We start from the raw sequence: 25,148 nt of genomic DNA, 5'->3' as shown, positions 1-25,148 counted from the left end.
TGCTAAAAAATAGAATGTCATATCGTCAGTTTACATACTTCATTCCGCCGAACAAGCCTGCGACATTCGCGCGAGGCTATTTTGTCCATTGGGGAATCACATGAAAAATATTGTTGTCGTAGGCGCAGGCAAAATCGGCGGAACGATCGCCAATCTACTCGCCAATACCGGGGATTACAGCGTCACCGTCGTTGACCGCTCGCAAGCCCAGCTCGATGGGCTCGACGTATCGGCGAACGTTACAACGAAATGCATCGAAATCGATGAAGCCGGCGCGCTTGAAGGGGTTCTTGCAGGAAAATTCGCTGTATTGAGCGCTGCGCCGTTCCACCTAACCACGCGCATTGCCGAGGCAGCTGCCAAGTCCGGCGTTCATTATCTCGACCTTACCGAAGACGTCGCCAGCACCCGCATTGTCAGGCAGCTTTCGGCAACGGCAAAGACTGCTTTCATCCCGCAGTGCGGCCTTGCGCCAGGCTTCATCTCTATCGTGGCCAACGACCTCGCCAAGCGTTTCGACTCGCTTGAAAGCGTGCGCATGCGCGTCGGCGCATTGCCGCAATATCCGTCCAATGCCCTCAACTACAATCTGACCTGGAGCACGGACGGCGTCATCAACGAATATTGCGAGCCTTGCGAAGCCATCGTCGATGGCGAGTTGATCGAAGTTCCGGCGCTGGAAGAGCGCGAGGAATTCTCCCTCGACGGCGTCACTTACGAGGCGTTCAATACCTCGGGCGGTCTCGGCACTCTGTGCGAATCGCTGCTCGGCAAGGTGCGCACCCTCAACTATCGCACCATTCGCTATCCCGGACATGCGGCCATCATGAAGGCGCTGTTGAACGATCTCGGCCTGCGCGATCGCCGCGATGTGCTGAAGGACATTCTCGAGAATGCGCTTCCGTCCACCCTGCAGGACGTCGTCGTCATCTTCGTCACCGTCAGCGGCCGCAAGAAGGGCCGGCTCCTGCAGGAAACCTATGCCAATAAGGTCTACAGCAACCATATCGGCGCGCAGCTTTACAGCGGCATTCAGATAACGACGGCATCGGCCATCTGCGCCGTGCTCGACATGCTGGCTAAGGGCGAACTGCCGCAGCAGGGCTTCATCCGCCAGGAAGATATCGCGCTCGACACTTTCCTCGCCAACCGCTTCGGCAAGGCTTACGCCCAGTCCGAATCGGCAGGACGTCTCGTCGCTTAAATACCCTCGGCGTTAGAAATGAGAAAAGAGGAGTTGGCCCCGGCCAGCTCCTCTTTTTTGTGCAAAGGCGAAATTTCACTGATTTGCCGCATCGATTTACTCTTGCGCGTTCTGCGGCCGATGGCCTGTCGCCAACCACAGAATTTGCCGTCTCGCTGCCAGCGTTAAACGCTACTTAGACCCATTCGCCCTTGCGCATGACCGGCACGGCGGATCCGTCCTTGTTGATGCCGTCGACATCGATCTCGCCCGAACCGATCATCCAGTCGATATGGATGAGGCTCTTGTTGCCGCCCCGCGCCGCCACTTCATCCGGTGTCAACCTGTCGCCATTGATAAAGCACTTCGAATAGCACTGGCCGAGCGCGATGTGGCTGGCAGCGTTTTCATCGAAAAGCGTGTTGAAGAACAGGAGGCCTGAGGCCGAGATCGGTGACGAATTCGGTACGAGAGCGACTTCGCCGAGGCGCCGCGCGCCTTCGTCCGTGCCAAGCACCTTGTTGAACACTTCTTCGCCGCGCGTTGCCTTCGCCTCGACGATTTTGCCGCCTTCGAAGCGAACCTTGATGTTCTCTATCAATGTTCCCTGATGCGAGAGCGGCTTGGTGCTCGATACGTGACCGTCGACGCGCAGGGCATGCGGGGTTGTAAACACTTCTTCGGTCGGGATGTTGGGGTTGCAGGTGATGCCGTTCTTGGCAACCGATGCGCCGCCATGCCACTCGTGCTCGCCGGCGAGCCCGACGGTCAGATTGGTGCCCGGGCCCTTGAAATGCAATGCGGAAAAGGCATGGGCGTTGAGCCAGGCCGTGCGGCGGTGCAGGGCGGCGTTGTGATCGCGCCAGGCGCTGACCGGATCCTCGACATCGACACGCGATGCGGCGAAAATCGCATCCGCGAGCATCGCGACCGCAACGTCCGGATCCTGATCCGGGAAGACTTGCCTGGCCCAGGAGGGGGTGGGATAGGAAACAATGTTCCAGTTGATGTCGAACCCGGCAATCTTTTCCAGCGCCGGCTGATAGGCGCGCGATTGCGCTCGGTTGGCGCGGGCGACCTTCTCCGGATCCTCGGCAGAAAGCAGCATGGGATTATCGCCGGCCACGGCGAGCCGCGCGGTATTTTCTGAGAAAGCCTTGGCCATGCCTTCATAGAGCCAGCCTGCAGAGCGGTCGAAGCTGTCGTCCGGCGCGTTGCGATAGCGCATCAGGGTCGTTTCTTCATCGTTGTAAAGCGCCGTCACGAGGCCGGCGCCGGCCTTATAGGCATGTTCGGTGATGCGGCGCACGAGAGGCACCGCCGCAAGCGGCGCGGTGATCAAGAGATCCTGCCCCGGCTGCAGCTGCAGGCCGATCTTGACGGAAACTTCCGCCAGACGGTCAAGCTTGACGGGATCGACGGACGGGATTTTGGGGGACGAGGTCATTGGAAATCCATGCTGATCAAAACGATGCTCCAGCATAGAACCGGACCAACGGCCGCATCAAGGCACGGATCCGAATTAAGTTCAGTCAGCATGAACCCGTCTGTGATCGCGCTGTTGTGCTGATCAGTCAGTGTCCCTCAGAAATGCGGTGAACTTGTCCTGATAGTCCGGATGCCAGCGCGAAAGCGGCGGGCGGTTCTCGATCATGTCGTGCGCGGCCCAGAATATGCGCTTTTCATCCAAGGCGCGGGTCACGTCGTTATCGGGACAAAGAATGTAGAAATCGCCGGCGGATACGCGCTCGAGCATGAAATCGACGGTCTGTTCGGCTGTCCATGCGCCCGCTGGTTTCTCTGTTCGACCGCCTGCGGCGAGCGGCGTATAGACGAATCCGGGAATGAAAAGATGTGCCGTTACGTGACAGTCCTTCGTGTTGCGTAACTCATGCTCTAGGGCCTCGGTGAAGGTTTTGACGCCGGATTTGGAGACATTGTAGGCCGGATCGCCGGGCGGGGTGGTGATCCCCTGCTTGGACCCCGTATTGATGATGAGCCCGGGCTTCTGCCGCTTTATCATCGAAGGGCCGAAAACCTGGCTGCCACGGATGATGCCAAAGAGGTTGACGGCGAGGATGCTGTCCCAGTTTTTTGCATCGAAGACGCTGCTGCCGGGCTGGATACCGGCATTGTTCATCAGAATATCGGCCCCGCCGAATTTGGCGTCGACCGCCTCTCTCAGGTGCTCGAGCTCTGGCACATTCGTGACATCCGTCGCAACGGCCAAGACATTCTCACTTCCGGCCTCGGTCGCCAACGTGGCGCGGGCCGTCTCGAGCTTTTCCCCGGCAAGGTCAGCAATTGCGACTTTGAGACCCATCCTGGCGAAGCGCCTGGCTGCCGCAAACCCTATGCCTGATGCGCCTCCTGTTATAACTGCAACGTTGGATGGTAAAAAAGCCGGATGCGCCATGTCTTTTCCCTCCAATGAGATCGCGTCGAAGCCTGAATCTAGCAGACGCCAGACACGGAAGTAAAACCATTCGGTCAGCCGAAGTTCGGCACGCGCATATAGTGCGCAAGCGGGCCTATCTGATCCTGCGAATCATAGCCATGAGTCTGTTGCGCTGCCTCAAGCGCTTTTTGCCGGAGCGCTTCGATAATCTCTTTTTCGGTACTTTCGCCCATGCACAGCGCCTGCAGGAGGACAATCCTCGCCGTATCGGCAATGCCGGAGCGATCTTCATTGAGAGCGATATCGAGAATAACCCTGCTGAAGTCGATGCGCTCCAGCGAGAGGGCCGTTATGTAACGTTCGCGATGCGCGTTTTCCGCATCGATGAGGGCATAGAGCTTTTCACGAAGATCTGCACCGACGTTCTCATACTGCGTTGCCAGATCCGGCGCGGCGGCGGCAAGTTTCTGCTTTTGCCGCTCGCGGTGCCGCCGCTGTCTCTCCGCGTTGCTAAGTGCCATGTCTCACTGTCTGCGCCGTAACGAAAACGAATCACTTGTCCCTCACTTGATAGGCCCGCATGCCATGACGGGCAACATTTTGAGGCCGTTACGCACAGACTGTTCCCGCTGCCCTTGTCGCACAGGGCGTTACGTAACCAGTCCAACAGAGATCGCAGAGGGCCCAAAGGCCTGCGGAAACAAATTGTTAGGACAATTTCCCCTATCGTCAGGCGAATCGATTGACAACCGCGCCTGCGGGAACCGGGAAGAATATGAGCATGTTTGAAGCCGAAGCCACCACGCCGTGCCGGGTCATCGCATTTCCGCTTACGCGGAGGGCGGCGAAGATTCGCGAAGTGGCGGCAAGGATCGCCGAAAAGGTCTCGGACCGGCAAGCCGGTGCCTATCGAAACCAGGTGGCAGAAACGCTCTTCAGACACCTCAGCAAAATCGGCATCGCCGAGGAGGAGCAGGACGAACAGGTCGGCGCCTTCTTCTCGGCCGTTGAACGCGAGCTTGCGCGCCTATCTTACTTTGACGACGCCAACGGCGAAACGGCCTATTAAATCTCCGACAAGCAAAAGCCCGCCAATTCCGATGGCGGGCTTTTAATTTTCATTGTTTAAGATTACCTGACGGCAACAACGTCACCTGTGCGACGGTCGATATCGACACGGATATCGTCACCGCGGCGGTCTATGCCTTCCACGACGAAGCGCGAACCTCTGCGCCTTACATCGTCTACGTCGCGAACACCCTCGCTTCGCGCGATTCGAACTGCATCACGTTCGGAAATTTCCCGCGAACGATACGCCGGTTCCCTCTGCGGCTCAGCCAGTCGGACGCCATCGGGGCCAATTACGATAGATTGCGCAAATGCCTGTGGCGCGGACGTGATCGCGACCAAGGCGGTCGCTCCAATGATCAACAGTTTTCTCATAATTCTTCCCTCATAGTTGTTGAATGTTCCGCCCATTCAGCGAGTCAACGTTCAAGTTGCGGGGTGGTTCCTTGCATTCATGTACGACAAACTTAACACCGCGCAAAAAACCCTCGGGCAGTACGGTCGGGGCGGCAAGGAGCACTGCACAAAACGGTCAGAAATATGTCACCGGCGATCGGCATGCGGCTGAATAACACAAATGCTCACTAAAGCCGGACGAGGGCATCTTCATATTTCGCCAGCTTTTCCTCGGCTTGCGATGATCGGCGATCGTTCCTGACCTTGGCGATATTATCCTTCAAATCCATGATCTTGACCCGCCTGCCGAGATCGTTGTTGCGCGTACGCTGCACGAAATCGAAGTAATCCTCGTTGTGGCGGCGCGTCACCGCGTCAACTGCTGCGATAATCTGTTCGGAAAAACCTTCATTGCGCAGATTGTCGAGTGTCCAGCCGGTTTTCTCGACAACGTCGTGGAGAACAGCGACGATTCGCTCGTCCTCATCGTGGAGGCCAAGCATCACCCGAAGCGGGTGCAAAATATAGGGCTCATCATTTTCAGTGCGGTAACCAGCATGGGCACTCGCAGCAATGGATATGGCTTGCTCGAGGGATGGCATGGCAGAACTCCCGGACGTTTTTGATTGAAGATCATAACTGCCCGGGAGCGTAACTGTTCCACCTGTGAAACCCCGTAACTACACTGTAAGAGAACGCATTGAGCGATGCGTTTTTCGCCCGCTCTAGTAGTTCAACTTCGGATACCAGTCCGAACCTCGACCCTCTGGAGTACAGTCAAGGATCGTCCAGATCGGCATCAGGTCCGGCGCGCCGCGCGGATCCTGCCCGGGGTCAGCCGTGACAAACCCCATCTCGCCACCCCAGAAATGGCGGATCGTTCCGTCGCGCCGCGTGAAGACATTGAAGGCCGCGTCATCCCCGCCTTCCGGCGGCCAGGCATGATAGTCGCGGCTGAACGCACCACTGGCGTCGGAATAGAGCTTCAAAGCCTGCCAGCCGCGCTCCTTTTTGAAGGCAACGAGGCGTTCGATGGGCGAGCGAGCGACGACCGCCAGTGCAACGCGCTGTTCGACATCGCGAGCTTCGCCGTCCCAGGCACTCAGCAGCGAGGTGCACATGGGACAAGGACGCTCACGTTCCGGTCCGAACATGTAATTGTAGACGACAAGCGTCTGCTTGCCGCTGAACAGGTCGGCAAAACTGACGGGTCCGTACTCGCTGTCAAAGCGATAGTCCTTCGCCACCTCACCGCCCGGCGGCAAGGCCCGCCGCTGCTCGGCGACGCGTTCGATATGCCGCCTCAGTTCGATCTCCTCCGCCAGAAGGGCATCGCGTGCCTGCCGGTAGGCGGCGCTCTCGTTGGGATAGCGTACGCCATTGCGGCTGGCGAGTTCGGCTGCGGGAGTAAGCGAATGGGATATGCTCATGGCTCGATCCTCTGAAGTTGGCGCCTTGCGCGTGCACTGCGGCAGTTCTGGCATCAGATGCCATTCCGCCGTGCTGAAGTTTCCGCCCAATAAGGTTGATATCAACATATTTCACAAATGGCAAACATTGATCGCCCGCATCTGTTCCGGGCAGGAAGGGCACGAAGGGGGACGGCAGGGAGGGGGGTGATGGGGGACGGTGAGGCGAGGGCGGGGGCGACGGGTGAGGCGAGGGCGGGAGTGACGCTCAGAGGCCTAGGACGACGGCAAAAAACGGAGAAGTAGGGAATCAAAGTGTTCACGTTCCACATCCGTCGTTGATGTCTAAGCCACTTATAATCTCGTGTGGAACCAGGAGGGCGATATGACCACCTCGTCGGTGAGAGCGGGTCAATAGGCACTACCTTCATCCAGCCCCCGCCGTCATCCTCGGGCCCTTGTCCCGAGGATCCATGCCTGCGTAGGAGGCGTATAACGGCAAGCCCAGGATGCCGGACAGCCAAATTGATCCTGTTTCGATTTTCGCAGGCCGTGATAACTTCTCTCCCAGGAGAAAACGGATGGATGCAGACATAACGATCAGGCGGGCGCGGGACATTTCCGACTTCGAAGTCGCAAGGGAGTTCGTCAGCGCGCTCGGAGCATGGGATACAGATATCAATTCCGGCGCCGGCATGCCGTTCCACGAGGTCGTCGCCGCTTATTTCGGCGCTTCACCGCAGGACCTCATGGCGAAATTTTCAGAAGACGGCGCGGATTTCTTCATTGCCCATATTGGCGGCGAGGCCGTCGGTTGCGTGGGCTGTACCGATGAAGGTGACGGCGTCGGAGAAGTTCACAAACTATATGTAAAGCCGCAGCTGCGTGGCAAACGCGTCGGGCTCGCGCTTATGACGACCGTGATGACTGCCACCTACATGAACGAGGCAATTGCCCTTTATCGCGGTCTCGGCTTTGAAGAGTGCGAGCCCTTCGACCCGGTGCCCGACAGGATTACCATGTTCATGCAATGCTCCCTCGTACGTTGAGCGCCGAAGCGCGCCGCGCCGGTTCCTAGAAGCCAAACGACTGCTGTGCGGCTGGTGCCGGGCCAACCTGAACGCCTTCAAGCTCAAGCATGCGCATTTTTGCAGTGGACCCGCCTGGCGCCGAAAAGCCACCTATCTTGCCACCCGCGGCAAGGACGCGATGACAGGGAATAATCAGCGCGACCGGGTTTTTAGCCATGGCAACCCCGACGTCGCGCGCAGCTTCGGGACCGGCGCCAAGTTGCTTCGCCAGTGCACCATAGGTGGTGGTATCACCCCAGCCAACGCGCCGTGCCGCAGCATAAACCGCCGTAAAGAACGGGTCCTGTTCGCCAAGATCGAGTGTCAAACTGGAAAAATCGATTTCTTCGCCGGAAAAATAGCGCTTCACCTCGGCAACTGCGGCGGCTATTTCAGCCGGAGGGTTCGCCGGCGTTCCATCGGGAATGCGGCGCAACAGGTTACGCTCCGTTGCCTCGGCGGTGCGGGACGGCAGTTGAAAACGGGTGATGCCGATATCATTCCAGGCGATGCCGCAAAAGCCAGCAGGCGTATCAAAGATATAGTATTGGTGGGTTGTCATGGCAGACACTCTCAAGTTTCAGCCTGCATCAAAAATCGTCGCTTTGGCGTCGAGATTCAATCCGATTCCTGCAGCATGCTGACAAAACCCGATTGAATTGCCTGGCGCGGTTGGGCGCGCCAGGCTTTGAGGCTTTACTTATAGGCCTTGTTCGTCGCGGCGAGGTTGGTTTCCTCATCTGTATCGCGATGATGGCCACCGAGAGCCGCTGCGACACTCGCAATGAATGCGCCAATCAACAGCGAGAACGCTGCCATGAAGGCGGCAGTGGCACCCGCCTTGCGGGCCTTGTCAGCGGCTTCTGCGGCCGCCTTCTTCGCTTCGTCGGCGCGTGCCAGAACAGCATCAACCCTTGCTTTGGCATCGGCTTCACTCAGTCCGGTACGAGAAGCCACAACCTGGTCCAGATAATTGCGGTCATCCGGCGGAAGCGTGCCTGTTGTCGCGGCGTTCAGCAGTATGCGCGAGACCTCTCCGGCCGCCTGACTGGCGCTGTCCGGGGAAGTCGCGGTGGCCGGCGTGGCCGGGCGCAGCAGGCTGTCGACAAAGTACGACACCGATGTATCGTTGGCCGCAGCGCCGGCCGCGGAAGCGGTAGCATTCGCGGTGCCCGAGACAACGCTGGACGCCGCCTTTACGCCGGTACTAATGGTCGACGTGACGGCGCTGCCCAGCAAGGCCGCGACGAACAGTGTCGCCAGGGCCCATGCAATGAAGCCGTGGGCAGTATCACGAAAATATACCTCGTTGGTGTGAACGCCCGTCCACTTGGTCCTGAGGCGGCCGGTCAGATAGCCACCCAGTCCTGACGACAACCACTGAATAAGGATCAGCCATATCGCCGTGGATACCGCGAAGGTCGTCAGCGAAGCACTCTGCGATGCCCAGGGCGACACGATGGTCAGCCCCAGGCCTGATCCGAGCAACGTCAGCAAAACCGACGCCGCTGCCGCGGTGACTGAGCCCGCGACAATCGGCCCCCAGCTCACGGCACTCGAACTCGACTCTACAGTCGTGTCCGTGCCTGAATTTATATCGGTAAATGACATGCTTCGCTCCTATCGCATGAACAGGAAGAGAAGCAGGATGATCGGGATCGGAACTCCGAGCAGCCAAAGAAGAATACCGCGTCCCATAGAAACCTCCTTAAGGTGTCAAGCTTTGCTTTTGGCTGGCCATGATGTGCCAGCCGTATCACTAGAAGCTGTAACGTCCCTATTTGTTCCCGAGCGACTTTATTGTCGACCGCGGCCGATCCAGCCGGGAATGGCATTCTCCCGGCGATGGACCGAAAAGTCGGATAGGGCCCTATCGCATCAGACCCGCAGCGCGAAGCGCGTTTTCAATGACGCTCCCGACAGCCTGATCGCCGCCGCGAGCGTCGTTGAGGCCGGTTCCTTCAAGGGCAGGCTTGATTGCTTCGACTTTCTGCCGCTCTGTTTTAGTGATCAGGTTCCAGGAATCGGCGATGTGCCAGGTCGAGGAAACGCCCACATCGAGCATGAAAGGACCTGCCGCTCCATACCCGTCAATGCCGCCGGTCTTGATAGGCGTTCCATGGGCCATGCCCTTGATCGTATGGGCTTCGATGCATGCGACACCGTTCGCATCCCGCCATGTCCTGCACTGGTGTTTTTGGGTCAGCGAAGTGATCGTCGGCGCATCGTCGAGATCGCTCAAGTGCCACCACTGGCCAATGATCGCTTCCATATTGACAGGATCGACGGTCGTATCCGCGCTTCCATGCCAGACGGATATCGCCGGCCAGGAACCCGCGTGACCGGAGGCTTTGCGGACTTTCTCCGCCAATGCCCGACTTTCCGGCAAGCCATGGCCGCGCATGCGGTCAAACGCCTCAGGGATGGTGGACGCAGTACCGAACGGCAGGCCGGCGATGATCGCGCCTGCCTTGAACAGTTCCGGATAGGTTGAAAGCATTGCGGCGGCCATGGCGCCACCCGCCGATAGGCCCGTTATATATGTTGGCGATCGATCGATCGGATAGCGCGCCGACATCGCCACGAGCATCTGACGGATCGACTCCACTTCGCCCTGTCCCCGGCCTACGTCGCCGGGGTTGAACCAGTTGAAACAGAGGTTCGCGTTGTTGCCACGCTGCTGTTCCGGAAATAGCAGCGCAAACCCGTGCGTGTCAGCCAATTCTGACCATCCCGAGCCGCGATCATAGCCGGCTGCGGTTTGCGTGCAGCCGTGGAGAACCACGACCAGAGGCGAGCCTGGCTTGAAGTTTGCCGGAATATAGTGCCATGCCCGCAATTCGCCGGGGTTCCGGCCAAAATCCGCAAGTGCTTTGAGGCGCGTACTTCCGCCAGCGTCAATGATGCCTGCCGGCATGCGATTTACGTTCAGGCGTCTGATCGTGTCGGCTATGTTGCGCATGAAGGCATCCTTTCCCGTCAGCGACCACAATGGCGCCAATTGCTTATAACGCAATTGCGAAAGGAAAGTTGCTGCACTGCACAAAAATAAAAGGCTGGTGATCAGGCAGAATAAATGGCGGAGAGGGAGGGATTTGAACCCCCGATGGAGTTGCCCCCATGCCGCATTTCGAGTGCGGTGCTTTCAACCACTCAGCCACCTCTCCGCGCCAGAAACCGATGACTCGGTCCCGAAAGAAAATGGTCAGGAAATTCAACCCTGCCGGTGCCGCGATGCCCCATAGGGCTTGGCTTGAGCGTGCGGCGTGCTAGATAGCGGGCAAAGCTTCGAGATACAAGAGCAATTTTGCGTTAAATTTCTTGACTCTCCAACAAAGCGGATCTTATAAGCGCGCAACGACTGGCGTGGGGGATTCTCCGCGCCGTTTGTTTTTGAATCCGGGCGCCTAAATTCTTTGATCGAAGCGCCTTTCTATCAATCTGTCACGACTGACAAAAAGACGGTTATTGCGGCGTGCCGCAAAAAACCGAACCGAACGCCGAAAGGGAAAAAATGTTCGCAGTCATCAAGACCGGTGGTAAGCAGTATCGCGTTGCCGCCAACGACCTCGTGAAGGTCGAGAAAGTTGCTGGCGAAGCCGGCGACATCGTTGAGTTCGCCGAAGTTCTGATGGTAGGCGTCGGAGCAGACGCAACGATCGGTGCTCCCGTCGTCAACGGCGCGCTCGTCACGGCGGAAGTCGTCGAGCAGGGCCGTGCCCGCAAGGTCATTGCATTCAAGAAGCGTCGCCGCCAGAATTCCAAGCGCACGCGTGGTCATCTCCAGGAACTGACGACGATCCGCATCTCGGAAATCCTGACGGATGGTGCGAAGCCTTCCAAGAAGGCCGCTGAAAAGCCGGCCAAGAAGGTAGCCGCTCCGAAGGCAGAAGAAGCTGCCGTCGCCGCGGATGCAACCGAGACGAAAGCCGCCCCCAAGGCCAAGGCTGCGCCGAAGAAGGCTGCAACCAAGGCTGAAAAGCCCGCTACGGGCGAGTAAGAAGAGTTTAGAGGAGCAATCCGATGGCACACAAAAAAGCTGGTGGTTCGTCACGCAACGGTCGTGATTCCGAATCGAAGCGCCTTGGCGTGAAGAAGTTTGGCGGCGAGAAGGTTCTCGCCGGCAACATCCTCGTGCGTCAACGCGGCACCAAGTGGCATGCTGGCACCAATGTTGGTCTTGGCAAGGATCACACCCTGTTTGCGCTTGAAGCAGGCGTCGTTTCCTTCCGTACCAAAGCCAACGGCCGCAGCTACGTGTCGATCGTCAACCCGATCGCCGAAGCAGCAGAATAGCCGGTCCTGCTTGAAGCACCGGCGTCCCATCGGACCCGGTGAAACATGGCAACCGCCAAAAGATCAAAGGGGAGATGGGATTAAAGCCCATCTCCCTTTTCGTGTCTGGAGGACGACAAAATGGTTGCTGATTTACTGGAAGACGATGAAGAACGGCTGGACCTGATAGACTGTCCCGTGCTCGTTACGGAACGCCTGGTTTTACGGGCGCCACGTAACGAGGATGTCGACGCAATTGCCCGTCTCGCCGATAACCTTCATGTGGCGGAAATGCTTTCGCGTATGCCGCATCCCTATACGAAGGAACATGCGGTGGATTTTGTGCGCCGCGCCAATGCGGGCGAGATCGGCAAATGCGTCTACGCGATTACCCTGGGCCAATCCGGCACGTTTATCGGGTGCTGCGGCATCAATTACCGGCGCAGCAAGGATGAGTACGTTCCTTCGCGCCGGGATGAATTGGAAATCGGCTACTGGCTGGGCGAGCCCTACTGGGGCAAAGGCTATGCCACCGAGGCTGCCCACGCCCTGGTCGATCTCGTTTTCCGCGCGACGCAGGTCGAAAAGCTGCACGCGTCGTGCCGCGTGTCGAACATCGCCTCGCGCCGGGTGATCTACAAGAGCGGTTTCCAGTATGCCAACACCGGCATGATGGATTCGATTGCTGCCGGCAACGTGCCTGTCGAGCGCTACATGCTCGATCGGCGCACCTGGATTGGTCTGCGTAGCTGGACATCATGAATGAACTGGCCGTCCTGCATAGGCACGGCCAGTTTTCTTTGCGGGCATTTTACTGTAATGCCTCGCCACAACGATAAGGACTGGATTTCATGAAATTTCTCGATCAGGCGAAGGTCTATATCCGATCCGGCGACGGTGGTGCCGGCGCGGTATCGTTCCGCCGTGAAAAGTTTCTGGAGTTCGGCGGGCCGGATGGCGGCGACGGCGGTCGCGGCGGCGATGTCTGGGCCGAGGCGGTCGATGGCTTGAATACGCTCATCGACTATCGCTACCAGCAGCACTTCAAGGCAAAGACCGGCATGCATGGCATGGGGCGCAACATGACCGGCGGCAAGGGTGCCGATGTCATCCTCAAGGTGCCCGTCGGAACGCAGATCTTCGAAGACGACAATGAAACGCTGATCTGCGATTTCACTGTGGTCGGCCAGCGCTATCGCCTCGCCAAGGGTGGCAATGGCGGCTTCGGTAATCTGCATTTCAAGACCTCGACCAACCAGGCGCCGCGCCGCGCCAATCCGGGTCTCGAAGGTGAAGAGCGCAATCTCTGGCTGCGCCTGAAGCTCATCGCGGATGCCGGTCTCCTCGGCAAGCCGAATGCCGGCAAGTCGACGTTCCTTGCAAGCGTTACCGCGGCCAAGCCGAAAATTGCCGATTATCCGTTCACGACCCTGCATCCCAATCTTGGCGTTGCCCGCATTGATGGGCGCGAGTTCGTTATTGCCGACATTCCGGGCCTGATCGAGGGCGCGCATGAAGGTGTTGGTATCGGCGACCGTTTCCTCGGCCACGTCGAGCGCACGCGTGTGCTTCTGCATCTGGTGTCCGCTCAGGAGGAAAACGTCGCCGAGGCCTATAAGACCGTACGTGCCGAACTCGAGGCCTATGGTCATGGCCTGGCGGAAAAGCTCGAGATCGTGGCGCTGAGCCAGGTCGATACGCTTGACGCAGCCGCGCGCAAGAAAAAGGTGGCGGCGCTGAAGAAAGTCGCCGGGCGCGAGCCAATGCTGCTTTCGGCGGTAACGCGCGAGGGCGTCGAGCAGGTGCTGCGTGCCCTGTCGGCGATCATTCTGGAATCGCGTGAGGCCGACCGGCCGGTTGAAGTCGATACCCGGTTCAATTCTTGAATATTCAACGATGAGCGTTGGTTTGATCAGATGAATCATATTTCCCAGCCGCATCAGTCTTTCAGGCTCTCGACCTATCGCCGCATTGTGGTGAAGATCGGTTCGGCCCTGCTTGTCGACCGTACAGCCGGTCTCAAGCGCGATTGGCTGGAAAGCCTTGGCGCCGATGTCGCTGCGCTCGCCAAGGCCGGTGTCGAGGTGATGATCGTATCGTCAGGCGCGATCGCGCTCGGGCGTACTGTCCTCGGGCTTCCGAAGGGGCCTCTGCGCCTCGAAGAAAGCCAGGCCGCCGCGGCTGCCGGGCAGATCGAACTTGCGAAGGCATATGCCGAAGTGCTCAGTCATCACGCTCTGCGCGCCGGGCAAATTCTGCTGACGCTTTCCGATACGGAGGAACGGCGCCGCTATCTCAACGCGCGTGCCACTGTAGGCACGCTTTTGCGGTTGAAGGCCATCCCCGTCATCAATGAAAACGATACGGTTGCGACCACTGAAATCCGCTACGGCGACAATGATCGCCTGGCGGCTCGCGTTGCGACGATGATGGGCGCTGATCTACTGATCCTGCTTTCCGATATAGACGGGCTCTACACCGCTCCGCCACACCAGAATCCGGATGCGCAGTTCCTGCCCGTCGTTGATGCCATCACGCCGGATATCGAAGCGATGGCGGGGGCTGCCGCCTCGGAATATTCGCGTGGCGGCATGAAGACCAAGCTTGACGCCGGCAAGATCGCCAATGCGGCGGGCACCGCCATGATCATAACGTCGGGCACGCGCTTCAATCCGCTCGCGTCGATCGATCAGGGCGAGCGCTCCACGCTGTTCAAGGCGAGTTTGACGCCGGTCAACGCGTGGAAGACGTGGATTTCGGGCAATCTCGAACCTTCGGGGCGCATCGTCATCGACGAGGGAGCGCTCGTTGCGCTGAAATCGGGCAAGTCGCTGCTTGCGGCCGGTGTTCGCGAAGTCGCAGGGCAATTCCTGCGTGGTGATACGGTTGCGGTGTTCGGGCCCGACGGGCGCGAGGCTGCGCGCGGCCTCATTGCCTATGACGCCGCCGATGCGGTGAAAATAGCCGGACGGAAGACCAATGAGATTGCCGGCATTCTCGGTTATGATGCACGTTCGGCGATGATTCATCGTGATGATCTTGTGGTGCGCGCGGCCAAGCGGGCGGCTGCGGCGAAGGAGTAGCAAATGTTGGAACGCGTCGAGGCTAAGACGACAGTCGCCGATCTTATGGCCGAAATCGGCCGCAAGGCTCGCGTCGCCGCACAACCGCTTGCTATCGCCTCGCCGGACAAGAAGACGGCTGCGCTCAATGCCATGGCTAGGGCGATCGAGCGCCGCCAAGCAGAAATCCTCGCAGCCAACCGCGAGGACGTCGCCAATGGGGTAACCGCCGGCATGAGCACCGCAATGCTGGACCGCCTGACACTGGATGAAAAGCGTATCGCCTGTATCGCGGAAAGCATCCGCACGATCGCTGCACTGCCGGATCCTATCGGTACGGTGATCGCCGAATGGGATCGTCCCAATGGCCTCCACATCGAGCGGGTGCGCACCCCGCTCGGCGTCATCGGCGTCATCTACGAAAGCCGGCCGAATGTGACCGCTGATGCGGGCGCCCTTTGCCTCAAATCCGGTAATGCCGTCATCTTGCGCGGCGGCTCCGATTCGGCGCATTCCTCGCGAGCAATTCATGCTGCCTTGATCGAGGGGCTCGAAGCGGCAGGCTTGCCGCGCGATGCGATCCAGCTCGTTCCCACGACCGATCGCGCCGCCGTCGGGGAAATGCTGACGGGTCTCGATGGCAATCTTGATGTGATCATACCGCGTGGCGGCAAAAGCCTGGTGGCGCGGGTACAGTCCGAAGCGCGTGTGCCCGTGTTCGCCCATCTCGAGGGCCTGTGCCATCTTTATATCGACGGCTCTGCCGATCTCGCCATGGCGCGCAAGATTGCAGTCAATGCCAAGATGCGGCGCACCGGGATTTGCGGGGCGGCGGAAACGCTTCTTATCGACCGTGCCATCGCGCCGGCTGACTTCGCTGCCTTGCTCGGGGATCTCAGCGCAGCGGGTTGCGAGGTTCGCGCCGAGGCGGACGTGGTATCGGTCTATCCCGCTGCAACGCCCGCTAGAGAAGAAGATTGGACGACGGAATATCTCGACGCTATCATTTCGGTGCGGCTGGTCGATGGCATCGGTGGCGCTCTCGATCATATCAATCGCTATTCGTCGCATCACACCGAGGCCGTCGTCGCGGAAGATCCGAAGGTGGTCGAGCGGTTTTTTAATGAGATCGATTCGGCCATTTTGCTGCACAACGCGTCGACGCAGTTTGCCGACGGCGGCGAGTTTGGCATGGGCGCGGAGATCGGCATCGCGACTGGCAAGATGCACGCGCGTGGTCCGGTCGGCGTAGAGCAATTGACGTCGTTCAAGTACCGCGTGCGCGGCAATGGCCAGACGCGCCCGTGACGGCAGGGCAGGCGCTGCAGACAAGCTTCCCCGGCGTCAGTGAAGCGCACCTGCGCATGCCCTTTGTTGAAAAAGGCATGACGGTCGGGCTTTTTGGCGGGTCGTTCAACCCGCCGCATGCCGGTCACGCGCTCGTTGCGGAAATCGCCCTGCGGCGCCTCAAGCTCGATCAGCTCTGGTGGATGGTCACGCCCGGCAACCCGCTCAAGGATACGAGGCGGCTGGCGCCGCTCGCCGAGCGACTGGCGCTTTGCGAAGCCCTGCTGCACGATCCTCGCATCAAGATCACCGCCTTCGAAGCCGCCTATCATATTCGCTACACGGCAGATACGCTCGCCCTGATCAAGGCGCGCAATCCCGGCGTCAATTTCGTCTGGATCATGGGCGCGGACAACCTGGCGGATTTCCACCGCTGGCAACGCTGGCACAAGATCGCGCTGACTTTTCCCATCGCCGTTATCGACAGGCCGGGATCGACGCTGGCATTTTTGTCGTCGCGCATGGCCAAGACCTTCGACTACGCACGCATCGATGAAGCGGACGCGCCGATTCTGGCGCGCTCGAAGGCACCGGCATGGACATTCATCCATGGGCCTCGTTCGCTGCTCTCTTCTACGGCTATCCGCAACGGGACGCAGAGTGGATCGCGCAAAACGTGATCGAATGCTCCCTTCGGATGTCTTGAAAGTGTCATGCGACTCTGCCTATCTTAATAGCGTGCAGTATGTTTTGTCGGCTGCGTCGCGTTGTTCTTAAGGGAAAGGAAATACACTGAGAACAGCATTTCAGAAGAAGGATGCCTTGGCACCTTCAACGGCGGAGATGGGCGGACTGAGTTCCGTATCTCTCGCCCTTCAGTCGGTTCTTGCTAGTCTTGAAGACTCCAAGGCCGAAAACATTGTCCCCATCGACCTGAGAGGCAAGTCCGTCATCGGTGATCACATGGTCATCGCGTCGGGACGTTCGCATCGTCACGTAACGGCGGTTGCGGACCAGCTTTTGCGCGCTCTGAAAGAGAGCGGGCATGGCAATGGCGTCAAGGTCGAAGGCCTTAGCGGCGGTGATTGGGTGCTGATCGACACGGGCGATATCATCATCCATGTTTTCCGTCCCGAAGTGCGTGAGTTCTACAACATCGAAAAGATGTGGCAGGCTCCCGAGCTTGACGGAGAAACCGTTCACTGATTGACGGATCGGGGCGTCCGGGCGCAGGCCCATATGACGCCCTGGGCGGTTGATGTGATTTTGAACCGGCTAACGGCCGGCGCGGTCGTTTACGAGCCCGTAACAGAGTAGCAGCCGTCCGAATGCGGGCACAGGAACCCTTTCGTGCGCATTACCGTTTTTGCCGTTGGCCGGATGAAGTCTGGCCCCGAACGCGAACTGGCCGACCGCTATTTCGACCGTTTGAAGAAAACCGGCGCGCCACTCGGGCTCGAATTTGCGTCGGTGACGGAAATCACTGAAAGCAGGGCGCAGCATCCCGAGCTGCGCAAGCAGGAAGAATCGGCAAAAGTCCTCGAAGCCCTGGATCAGGGCGGCGTGCTTGTCCTTCTCGATGAGCGCGGCAAGACATTGTCGTCCGAAGCCTTCGCGGAAAAGATCGCGCGCTTCCGCGACGACGGCAAGCGTCAGCTCCTGCTCGCGATCGGCGGACCGGATGGGCATGATCCCGCTCTTCGCGACAGGGCCGATCTTGTGCTTGCGCTCGGCGCAATGACCTGGCCGCATCAGATTGTGCGCATCCTTGTCGCCGAGCAGATGTATCGGGCAACGACGATCCTCTCCGGACATCCATATCATCGCGTCTGATCATTCAGCCGCCGTTCATGCGCGCCGTTCATAATCGCGCCTTGAGGATCATTACCAAAATATAATGATCTCAATGCTTTTCGGGCGAACCCCTCATCTCCATTTGTTGGTAATATGGACGAGTTGAGGCGGCGGATGAGAGTGGAGCGGGTCGGATGAAAGAAATAGCCAGAGCGGCCAAGCGGGACAAGACTCCCGAAACATCCAATGTGACCTTCATTCCCGGCGCAGTTCCACCGAGCCGCAAGAAAAAGCGCGCCCGCTTCTGGTTCTGGATCCCCGTGGTGCTCATTGCCGTTGGAGCGGGCGCCTATACGTGGAATCGCTACCAGAACTCGACTGCGACGGCCGCCGTCGTCACGCAGGCGGTCGAGCGGGGCGATATCGAAAATGCTGTTACCGCAGTCGGCACGCTCGATTCGATAAAATCGGTCGATGCCGGCGCGCAGGTGTCCGGTCAGCTGAAAGTCCTTCACGTCGAGATCGGCGATAAGGTCACGCAAAACCAGCTTGTAGGCGAGATCGATCCCGCCACCATCCTCAACAAGATTGAAATCGACCAGGCAGAACTCGCCAATCTGAAGGCTCAGCTCGTCTCGAAACAGGCGCAGCTTGTCTTGAAGCAGTCCAATATCGACCGCCAGCGTAATCTCGTCGCAACGCGCAGCGTCTCGCAATCGGTGCTCGATCAGGCGGTCGCCGACCTCGCCGGCGCGGAAGCGGACGTCAATGCGCTCGAGGCACAGATCCGCAAGCAACAAGCGACCCTTGCCGGCGACGAAGTCGACCTTGGCTACACCAAGATCTATGCTCCTATGGCCGGAACGATAGCAGCCGTACCGGTCAAGGAAGGCCAGACGCTCAATGCGAGCCAGACGGCGCCGACGATCGTCACCATTGCCGATCTTTCGACGATGACGGTCAAGGCGCAGGTTTCCGAGGCGGACGTCAGCAAGCTCAAGATCGGCATGGATGCCTATTTCACGCTGCTCGGTCAGCCGGGCAAGCGCTATACGGGCAAACTGCGGCAGATCCAGCCTACGCCGGACATCGAAAACAATGTCGTTCTATATTATGCGCTCTTCGACGTTCCCAATCCCGATGGCGATCTCATGATCTCGATGAGCGCCCAGGTCTTCTTCGTTGAGTCCGCTGCGCGAGATGTGCTTGTCGTGCCGAGTTCAGCAATCACCATGCCTTCGGGCTCGCGGCGCGGCGGCAGTGGCGAAGCATCGCACAAGGGCGAGGTGACAGTCGTCACGGCGGCTGGCGCCACTGAAACGCGTGCGGTCGAGGTCGGCATTCGCAACCGCGTCAATGCCGAGATCAAAAGCGGTCTCGTTGAAGGCGAGCGCGTTGTCGTCGGAACCGGAAGCGATCCATCAACGACGAAACCGAATAGTGGCGGCAACCGTTCACAGCGTTCGGTTCGCATGCCGCCGATGTTCTGAGCAAAGACATGACCGCACTGATCTCGCTCAAGGATATCACCAAGACCTACTACAATGGCGATCTCGCCGTTGAGGTCCTGCACGGCATCTCGCTCGATATCGAGGCGGGCGAGTTTGTCGCGATCATCGGCCAATCGGGCTCGGGCAAATCGACGCTGATGAACATTCTGGGCTGCCTCGACCGGCCAACCACCGGCGACTATCTCCTGGACGGCGAGCAGGTCTCCGCGTTCGAACCCGACGAGCTTGCCGGACTGCGCCGTCGCACCTTCGGCTTCGTCTTCCAGAGCTACAATCTGATTCCGACGGCGAGCGCCCAGGAGAATGTCGAGGTTCCTGCCGTCTATGCCGGCGCGCATGCGCGAGACCGGCGCGACCGCGCCGAGGCGCTGCTCAATTCGCTGAAGCTCGGCGACAGGCTCGATCACCGGCCTAACCAGCTTTCGGGCGGGCAGCAGCAACGCGTATCGATCGCCCGGGCGCTGATGAACGGCGGGCGCATCATTCTTGCGGACGAACCTACCGGCGCTCTGGACAGCCAGAGCGGCGAAGAGGTTATGGCGCTGCTGCGAAGCATGAATGAGAGCGGCCACACCATCATTGTTATCACCCACTCGCGTGAGGTTGCCGAACAGGCAGACCGGCTTATCGAATTGCGCGACGGGCGCGTCGTTTCGGATCGCACCAAGAAGGGCCGCAGCAATCCCGAGGCCGCTTCCGGTCTGAAGCAGAAAGCCGTCGAAGGCGTCGCGGCACTTGCCGATGTGACCGAAGCCGTCAAGATGGCGCTGCGTGCCCTCCATGCCAACCTGTTCCGCACGATCCTGACGCTGCTTGGCATTGTTATCGGTGTCGGATCTGTCGTGGCGATGCTGGCAATCGGGACGGGCGCGCAGAACTCCGTGCTTGACCGTATCTCCGCCATGGGTTCCGATTTGCTGGTGGTTCGGCCGAGCATGGCGAATTTTCGCGGCACGAGTGGGGGCAGTAACGTAACGCTTGTTCCTGCCGATGCGGACGCCATCCTCGAAGTGCCGAACGTTGCGTTTGCCGTGCCGGAAATGACCAGCACCGTTACGTTACGTTACGGCAATGTCGACTATCAAACCACGGCGAACGGCACCGTTCCTCAGTTCACGGAGGCGAAATCCTGGAAAGTCGCCAAGGGCGAATTCCTCAACAGGGACGACATGGAAAGCTATGCGCCGGTCGCCGTCATCGGCCGCACGGTGGAGAAGACCTTGTTTCCGGTCGGCGAAAATCCGCTCGGAAAATATGTGCTGGTCAGCAAGATTCCGTTCCAGATCATTGGCGTGATGAGTGAGATGGGGGCGGGGCCAGGCGGCAACGACCAGGACGATACGATCCTCATGCCGCTGACGACAGGCAGCATGCGCATTTTCGGACAACGCAATGTGCGCTCCATCACGGTACAGGTGAAGGACAGCGCCGCCATCGACACCACGCAGGATGCGCTGCAGGCGCTCCTCGATCGCCGTCACAAGAAACAGGACACTCAGATCACCAATATGGCCTCGATCCGCGAGGCCGTGACCGAGACGTCGAATACGCTGAAGCTGTTTCTCGGTGCCGTTGCCGCCATATCCCTGCTCGTCGGCGGTATCGGCGTCATGAACATCATGCTGGTGAGTGTGAGTGAGCGGACGCGCGAAATCGGCGTGCGCATGGCAACAGGCGCGCGCCAGCGCGATATCCTGCTGCAGTTCATCATCGAGGCGGTGGTTGTTTCCGCTATCGGCGGTGCAATCGGCGTGGTCGCCGGCCTTGGTACGGGCATTCTTGCCAAAGTTCTTGGCGCGCCAGTCAGTTTCACGATCGGGCCGGTGGCGCTCGCCTTCGCCTGTTCGTTCCTGACAGGCCTGGTGTTCGGCTTTCTGCCGGCTCGAAATGCTTCAAGGCTTCAGCCGGCAGTCGCTCTCAGTTCGGAATAGCGATTACCAATCGCTCTGCGGATCGCCGCGATAGGGATCGTAGGACCGATCGTCGTAGCCGCGGCGCGGCTGCTGGTAGCGGTCGTCCGGATAGGGGTCGCGATTGCGATAATAGCGCTGCGGCGGCCTGCCGCCGGAATCGGCAAAGACAGCGGAGCAACCCTTGTCGACCCAGATCACGCCGCGGGCAAAACCCCATGTGTCGCCAGCAACGCAGGGCGTCCCTGAAAGCTGGCGGACAACGCGCGGACGGCGCATTCCCGCATCGCACTCCCTATATTTGAACTTGCGCGATTCGCATTTGATCGTGCTCTGCGCGAGTGCTGGCGTAGAAATGAAATATTGCGCGCCTCCAAAGGCGACAGCGAAAGCAAGAACATATCGGTACATTTTGCCTCTCCAATACCGAATCAAAACAACGTGAATGTGCACCAATTGAAGCTTCCGGGGCAATTTTTGTTCCAGGAGTGGCGATCACATTTCTCGGGTGCTTCGAAAGAGGCAGTGTTCAGGAAAACCGTGCATTCTCGCTGCTGACAAGATCGGAAATAAAACTCGAAACGGCGGTTATGCGCCGCAGCGTGCGCACCGATTCATGATATGCGAGCCAGTAGGAGCGGCGGATCGTGCGCTCGGGTAGGACCGGGACGAGATCGGCGTGCTCGCGCGCGATGAACATATGCAAGATGCCGATGCCCGCGCCGGCGCGCACAGCTTCGACCTGGCCGAGCGCGCTCGAGATTTCGAAGGCAGGACGCCAGTCGCGGCTGATTTCAGGCGCGTAGTTCAGAGATTGGCTGATGACGAGGTCATCGACATAGCCAACAAGCCTGTGGTTCGCGAGTTCGTCGATCGAGCGCGGCGCAGGGTGCGCGTCGAGGTAGGTGCGGCTTGCATAGAGGCCGAGGCTGTAATCCACGAGCTTGCGCGCGACGAGGCGGCCCTGGTCAGGTCGGTCGACGGTAATGGCAATGTCGGCCTCGCGCCGCGACAGCGAAAAGGAGCGGGGAACCGGAACCAACTGGATCTTCAGGTCGGGATAGCGTGCGGTCAGAGTGGCGAGGCGCGGCGCAAGGAAGGTGACGCCGAAGCCGTCGGGGGCGCCAATCCGGACCGAACCGGAGATCGCCACATCCGCATCGCCGAGCGACGAGCGAATTGACAGCATCTCGGCTTCCATGCGCTCAGCCGAGAGCAGGAATTCCTCGCCGGCATGGGTCAGTTCGCAGCCATTGGTGCGCCGGGTAAGAAGCTTCGTGTTGAGGTCGTGTTCGAACGCCGTCAACCGCCGCGCGACCGTCGCGTGGTTGACGCCGAGGCGCTTTGCGGCGCCTAGAATCTGCCCCGAACGTGCAACCGCCAGGAAAATACGTACGTCGTCCCAGTTCATAGGCTTTTCTCCTGCCGCAGTTCGTACTTCAATTTTCGCACAACGGATACGCTTTTGCTTGGCTTGCAATAAATATTTTGAAGCGCGATGATGAGCCACGAATAAATCCAACAATTGCAGGGAGGCAGATCACAATGCGTGAAGTCGGACATTTTATCGGTGGCAAGAACGTTCCCGGCACGAGCGGACGCTCGACGGAGATTTTCCAGCCCATGGACGGAACCGTGCAGGGCCGCGTTGCTCTGGCGACGCCGGCAGAGGTGCGCGCCGCCGTCGAAGACGCCAAGGCTGCACAGCCGAAATGGGCTGCCACCAATCCGCAGCGCCGTATCCGCGTCATGCGCAAGTTTCTTGAACTGGTCGAAGCGGAATACGACTCGCTCGCCGAACTGCTGGCCCGCGAACACGGCAAGACCATTCCCGACGCCAAGGGCGATATCCAGCGTGGCCTCGAGGTCGTCGAAGTCTGCCTCGGTGCCGCTCATATGCTCAAGGGCGAATTCAGCGACAATGCCGGCACCGGCATCGACGTCTATTCGATGCGCCAGCCTCTCGGCGTCGTTGCTGGCATCACGCCGTTCAACTTCCCGGCAATGATTCCGCTATGGAAGGCCGCTCCTGCCATCGTCTCCGGCAATGCTTTCATCTTGAAGCCGTCGGAGCGCGATCCGGGCGTGCCGATGCGCCTTGCCGAACTCTTCATGGAGGCTGGGCTTCCAGCGGGCATTTTCAACGTGATCAATGGCGACAAGAGCGCCGTCGATGCGCTGCTCGACGATCCCGACGTCAAGGCCATCGGCTTTGTTGGCTCAACCCCGATCGCCCAGTACATCTATGCCCGCGCGACGGCCAACGGCAAGCGCGCCCAGTGCTTCGGCGGCGCCAAGAACCATATGATTATCATGCCCGATGCGGATATGGACCAGACCGTCGACGCCCTTATCGGCGCCGGTTACGGTTCTGCTGGCGAGCGCTGCATGGCGATTTCCGTCGCAGTGCCGGTTGGCAAGGATACGGCTGATCGTCTGGTCGCACGTCTTGCCCCGCGTGTCGAAAGCCTGAAGGTCGGCCCCTCGACCGATATGTCGGCCGATTACGGTCCGGTCGTCACCAAGGACGCGCTGGAACGCATCAGGGGTTATGTCGATCTCGGCATCAAGGAAGGCGCCAAGCTCGTCGTCGACGGCCGCGACTTCAAGATGCAGGGCTATGAGAACGGCTACTACATGGGTGGCTGCCTCTTCGACAACGTGACCCCTGACATGCGGATCTACAAGGAAGAGATATTTGGCCCTGTGCTCAGCATCGTCCGCGCGGAAACCTATGAGGATGCGCTGCGCCTGCCGAACGAACACGAATACGGGAATGGCGTTGCCATTTTCACCCGCGACGGCGATGCGGCACGCGACTTTGCCTCTCGCGTCCAGGTGGGCATGGTCGGCGTCAACGTTCCGATCCCGGTTCCGATCGCCTACTACACGTTCGGGGGCTGGAAGGCTTCGGGCTTCGGCGATCTCAATCAGCATGGCCCGGATGCATTCCGCTTCTACACCAAGACCAAGACGGTCACGTCGCGCTGGCCATCCGGCGTGAAGGATGGCGCGGAATTCGTTATCCCGACGATGAAGTAACCTCCGGGTCAGGCAATTGAGCAGGGGCTGTGGCAGCAATGCCGCGGCCCTTTCTGCTTTCATGGGGCTGGCAGATCAGGGCGCCATGCTGCGCAAATGGTCTATCAACCTTGTGGCCTCATCGGCAGCGCGCTGCTCATCCCGATCTATGATTGCTTCGATCAATGCCCGGTGGGCGCCGGCGGATTCCTGCAGGCTTCCCGGCCGCTGCAGCCGGAACCAGAACCTGCGGCTGTGCGTCTGAAGGGGTGACGCGAGCCGGGCCGCAAACGGGTTTTCCGCCGCCTGGCCAAGGACAGTGTCGAACGTCTTGTCCGCAGCAAGAAAGCTGCCGACATTATTGCCTTCTTGAGCGGCGCTCATGGCATCGGAGGCTTGCTGCAGGCGCCGGTGGTGAAGGTCGGCGCCATAGAGCGCGGCGTCGCGGGCGAGGACCCTCTCAACGCCCTCCCGGGTATCGAGGACCTTGCGAAAATCCTGCGGATTGAGCGCGGCAATCGCGATCCCCGAGCGCGGCCGGATCTCCATCAAGCCTTCCCAGGCGAGTTTCTGCACCGCCTCGCGCACGGGTGTGCGGCCCATCCCGGTAATGTCGGTCAAGGCCCGCTCATTGATAATCGCCCCCGGCTCAAGCTTGAGCGTAACGATCATTTCCTCGATCTGGCGATATGCAAGTTCGGCGAGGCTCTCTCCCGTCGGAATTGAACTCTGGACTGCGGCTTGATGCATATATTGAATCTTTC

At 59.5% G+C, this 25,148-nt stretch carries 27 protein-coding genes and 1 tRNA gene; 15 read left to right on the top strand and 13 right to left on the bottom strand.

All coding sequences use genetic code 11. The annotated features are described in order from the left end of the window. Positions 1-100: 100 nt before the first annotated feature. On the top strand, positions 101-1,204 hold the full coding sequence (locus tag HQ945_RS14805; RefSeq protein ID WP_113281621.1) for a saccharopine dehydrogenase family protein: 1,104 nt from the start codon (positions 101-103) through the stop codon (positions 1,202-1,204). 175 nt (positions 1,205-1,379) lie between these two features. Here HQ945_RS14805 and HQ945_RS14800 read toward each other — a convergent pair whose 3' ends face one another. The 3 genes from HQ945_RS14800 to HQ945_RS14790 all read right to left on the bottom strand — a co-directional run bounded on the left by HQ945_RS14800 (position 1,380) and on the right by HQ945_RS14790 (position 4,102). Next, entirely contained in the window at positions 1,380-2,630 is a 1,251-nt protein-coding gene (locus tag HQ945_RS14800) for an aminopeptidase (protein ID WP_113281619.1), read from the bottom strand. A 123-nt stretch (positions 2,631-2,753) separates the two neighbouring features. Then, positions 2,754-3,599, bottom strand: coding sequence for an SDR family NAD(P)-dependent oxidoreductase (locus tag HQ945_RS14795; RefSeq protein WP_091920964.1), 846 nt, complete (start codon positions 3,597-3,599; stop codon positions 2,754-2,756). Positions 3,600-3,673: 74 nt separating this feature from the next. Beyond that, positions 3,674-4,102: a hypothetical protein gene (locus HQ945_RS14790; RefSeq protein WP_113281617.1), complete on the bottom strand. Its 429-nt coding sequence runs from the start codon at positions 4,100-4,102 to the stop codon at positions 3,674-3,676. Positions 4,103-4,356: 254 nt separating this feature from the next. Between HQ945_RS14790 and HQ945_RS14785 the strand changes: the two genes are divergently transcribed. Beyond that, positions 4,357-4,650 carry a DUF6074 family protein gene (locus HQ945_RS14785; RefSeq protein ID WP_051614722.1) on the top strand — a complete coding sequence of 98 codons (294 nt, stop codon included), beginning with the start codon at positions 4,357-4,359 and terminating at the stop codon, positions 4,648-4,650. A gap of 62 nt (positions 4,651-4,712) precedes the next feature. Here the strand turns inward: HQ945_RS14785 and HQ945_RS14780 are convergent, their stop codons facing one another. From HQ945_RS14780 to HQ945_RS14770, 3 genes are all read right to left on the bottom strand, one after another. Then, a complete protein-coding gene (locus tag HQ945_RS14780; RefSeq protein WP_113281615.1) occupies positions 4,713-5,024 on the bottom strand; it encodes a PepSY domain-containing protein in 312 nt (103 codons plus the stop codon). Between the two features lie 209 nt (positions 5,025-5,233). Next, a complete protein-coding gene (locus HQ945_RS14775; protein ID WP_113281613.1) occupies positions 5,234-5,647 on the bottom strand; it encodes an HD domain-containing protein in 414 nt (137 codons plus the stop codon). Positions 5,648-5,770: 123 nt separating this feature from the next. Continuing rightward, the gene (locus HQ945_RS14770; protein WP_174208233.1) at positions 5,771-6,475 is read right to left on the bottom strand and encodes a DUF899 family protein; all 705 of its coding nucleotides are present in this window, start codon (positions 6,473-6,475) and stop codon (positions 5,771-5,773) included. A gap of 560 nt (positions 6,476-7,035) precedes the next feature. Here HQ945_RS14770 and HQ945_RS14765 point away from each other — a divergent pair. Continuing rightward, on the top strand, positions 7,036-7,503 hold the full coding sequence (locus HQ945_RS14765) for a GNAT family N-acetyltransferase (protein ID WP_174208232.1): 468 nt from the start codon (positions 7,036-7,038) through the stop codon (positions 7,501-7,503). 25 nt (positions 7,504-7,528) lie between these two features. Here the strand turns inward: HQ945_RS14765 and HQ945_RS14760 are convergent, their stop codons facing one another. From HQ945_RS14760 to HQ945_RS14745, 4 genes are all read right to left on the bottom strand, one after another. Next, on the bottom strand, positions 7,529-8,086 hold the full coding sequence (locus HQ945_RS14760; RefSeq protein WP_174208231.1) for a methylated-DNA--[protein]-cysteine S-methyltransferase: 558 nt from the start codon (positions 8,084-8,086) through the stop codon (positions 7,529-7,531). Positions 8,087-8,220: 134 nt separating this feature from the next. Then, positions 8,221-9,135 (bottom strand): hypothetical protein, encoded by a 915-nt coding sequence (locus HQ945_RS14755; RefSeq protein WP_091947842.1) that lies wholly within the window; start codon positions 9,133-9,135, stop codon positions 8,221-8,223. Between the two features lie 259 nt (positions 9,136-9,394). Further along, positions 9,395-10,486 carry an extracellular catalytic domain type 1 short-chain-length polyhydroxyalkanoate depolymerase gene (locus HQ945_RS14750; RefSeq protein ID WP_174208230.1) on the bottom strand — a complete coding sequence of 364 codons (1,092 nt, stop codon included), beginning with the start codon at positions 10,484-10,486 and terminating at the stop codon, positions 9,395-9,397. A 115-nt stretch (positions 10,487-10,601) separates the two neighbouring features. Beyond that, positions 10,602-10,691, bottom strand: a tRNA-Ser gene (locus tag HQ945_RS14745). Positions 10,692-11,038: 347 nt separating this feature from the next. Here HQ945_RS14745 and rplU point away from each other — a divergent pair. The 11 genes from rplU (at position 11,039) to HQ945_RS14690 (ending at position 21,384) form a co-directional block, all read left to right on the top strand. Continuing rightward, positions 11,039-11,524 carry a 50S ribosomal protein L21 gene (rplU, locus tag HQ945_RS14740; RefSeq protein WP_174208229.1) on the top strand — a complete coding sequence of 162 codons (486 nt, stop codon included), beginning with the start codon at positions 11,039-11,041 and terminating at the stop codon, positions 11,522-11,524. Positions 11,525-11,547: 23 nt separating this feature from the next. Continuing rightward, positions 11,548-11,820, top strand: a complete 273-nt coding sequence (gene rpmA, locus HQ945_RS14735; RefSeq protein WP_091920980.1) for a 50S ribosomal protein L27 — start codon at positions 11,548-11,550, stop codon at positions 11,818-11,820. A gap of 120 nt (positions 11,821-11,940) precedes the next feature. Beyond that, positions 11,941-12,561, top strand: a complete 621-nt coding sequence (locus HQ945_RS14730) for a GNAT family N-acetyltransferase (protein WP_027231120.1) — start codon at positions 11,941-11,943, stop codon at positions 12,559-12,561. A gap of 89 nt (positions 12,562-12,650) precedes the next feature. Further along, positions 12,651-13,685, top strand: a complete 1,035-nt coding sequence (gene obgE, locus HQ945_RS14725; RefSeq protein ID WP_027231121.1) for a GTPase ObgE — start codon at positions 12,651-12,653, stop codon at positions 13,683-13,685. A 30-nt stretch (positions 13,686-13,715) separates the two neighbouring features. Further along, positions 13,716-14,882, top strand: a complete 1,167-nt coding sequence (gene proB, locus HQ945_RS14720; protein WP_113281604.1) for a glutamate 5-kinase — start codon at positions 13,716-13,718, stop codon at positions 14,880-14,882. Between the two features lie 3 nt (positions 14,883-14,885). Beyond that, positions 14,886-16,169 (top strand): glutamate-5-semialdehyde dehydrogenase, encoded by a 1,284-nt coding sequence (locus HQ945_RS14715; RefSeq protein WP_113281602.1) that lies wholly within the window; start codon positions 14,886-14,888, stop codon positions 16,167-16,169. Positions 16,170-16,225: 56 nt separating this feature from the next. Further along, positions 16,226-16,828: a nicotinate-nucleotide adenylyltransferase gene (locus HQ945_RS14710; protein ID WP_027231124.1), complete on the top strand. Its 603-nt coding sequence runs from the start codon at positions 16,226-16,228 to the stop codon at positions 16,826-16,828. Positions 16,829-16,970: 142 nt separating this feature from the next. Then, entirely contained in the window at positions 16,971-17,354 is a 384-nt protein-coding gene (gene rsfS / locus HQ945_RS14705) for a ribosome silencing factor (protein WP_027231125.1), read from the top strand. Positions 17,355-17,498: 144 nt separating this feature from the next. Further along, positions 17,499-17,981, top strand: coding sequence for a 23S rRNA (pseudouridine(1915)-N(3))-methyltransferase RlmH (rlmH, locus tag HQ945_RS14700; RefSeq protein ID WP_113281601.1), 483 nt, complete (start codon positions 17,499-17,501; stop codon positions 17,979-17,981). Positions 17,982-18,136: 155 nt separating this feature from the next. Further along, positions 18,137-19,432 (top strand): efflux RND transporter periplasmic adaptor subunit, encoded by a 1,296-nt coding sequence (locus tag HQ945_RS14695; protein WP_113281599.1) that lies wholly within the window; start codon positions 18,137-18,139, stop codon positions 19,430-19,432. Between the two features lie 8 nt (positions 19,433-19,440). Beyond that, positions 19,441-21,384 carry a MacB family efflux pump subunit gene (locus tag HQ945_RS14690; RefSeq protein WP_113281598.1) on the top strand — a complete coding sequence of 648 codons (1,944 nt, stop codon included), beginning with the start codon at positions 19,441-19,443 and terminating at the stop codon, positions 21,382-21,384. Between the two features lie 3 nt (positions 21,385-21,387). Here the strand turns inward: HQ945_RS14690 and HQ945_RS14685 are convergent, their stop codons facing one another. Together HQ945_RS14685 and HQ945_RS14680 are read right to left on the bottom strand one after the other, a co-directional pair. Continuing rightward, positions 21,388-21,774, bottom strand: coding sequence for a DUF3011 domain-containing protein (locus tag HQ945_RS14685; protein WP_051614727.1), 387 nt, complete (start codon positions 21,772-21,774; stop codon positions 21,388-21,390). A 118-nt stretch (positions 21,775-21,892) separates the two neighbouring features. Further along, a complete protein-coding gene (locus HQ945_RS14680) occupies positions 21,893-22,774 on the bottom strand; it encodes a LysR family transcriptional regulator (protein ID WP_091947859.1) in 882 nt (293 codons plus the stop codon). Between the two features lie 134 nt (positions 22,775-22,908). On the opposite strand from HQ945_RS14680, the gene HQ945_RS14675 reads away from it, so the two are divergent. After that, positions 22,909-24,405 (top strand): CoA-acylating methylmalonate-semialdehyde dehydrogenase, encoded by a 1,497-nt coding sequence (locus tag HQ945_RS14675; protein WP_027231130.1) that lies wholly within the window; start codon positions 22,909-22,911, stop codon positions 24,403-24,405. A gap of 75 nt (positions 24,406-24,480) precedes the next feature. Here the strand turns inward: HQ945_RS14675 and HQ945_RS14670 are convergent, their stop codons facing one another. Beyond that, on the bottom strand, positions 24,481-25,134 hold the full coding sequence (locus tag HQ945_RS14670; RefSeq protein WP_027231131.1) for a GntR family transcriptional regulator: 654 nt from the start codon (positions 25,132-25,134) through the stop codon (positions 24,481-24,483). Positions 25,135-25,148 lie beyond the last annotated feature (14 nt).

Source organism: Phyllobacterium pellucidum (assembly GCF_013327855.1).
GTDB classification, from domain to species: domain Bacteria; phylum Pseudomonadota; class Alphaproteobacteria; order Rhizobiales; family Rhizobiaceae; genus Phyllobacterium; species Phyllobacterium pellucidum.
Note: the sequence above shows the minus strand (reverse complement) of the source record. Positions and strands in the feature narration are given on the sequence as shown.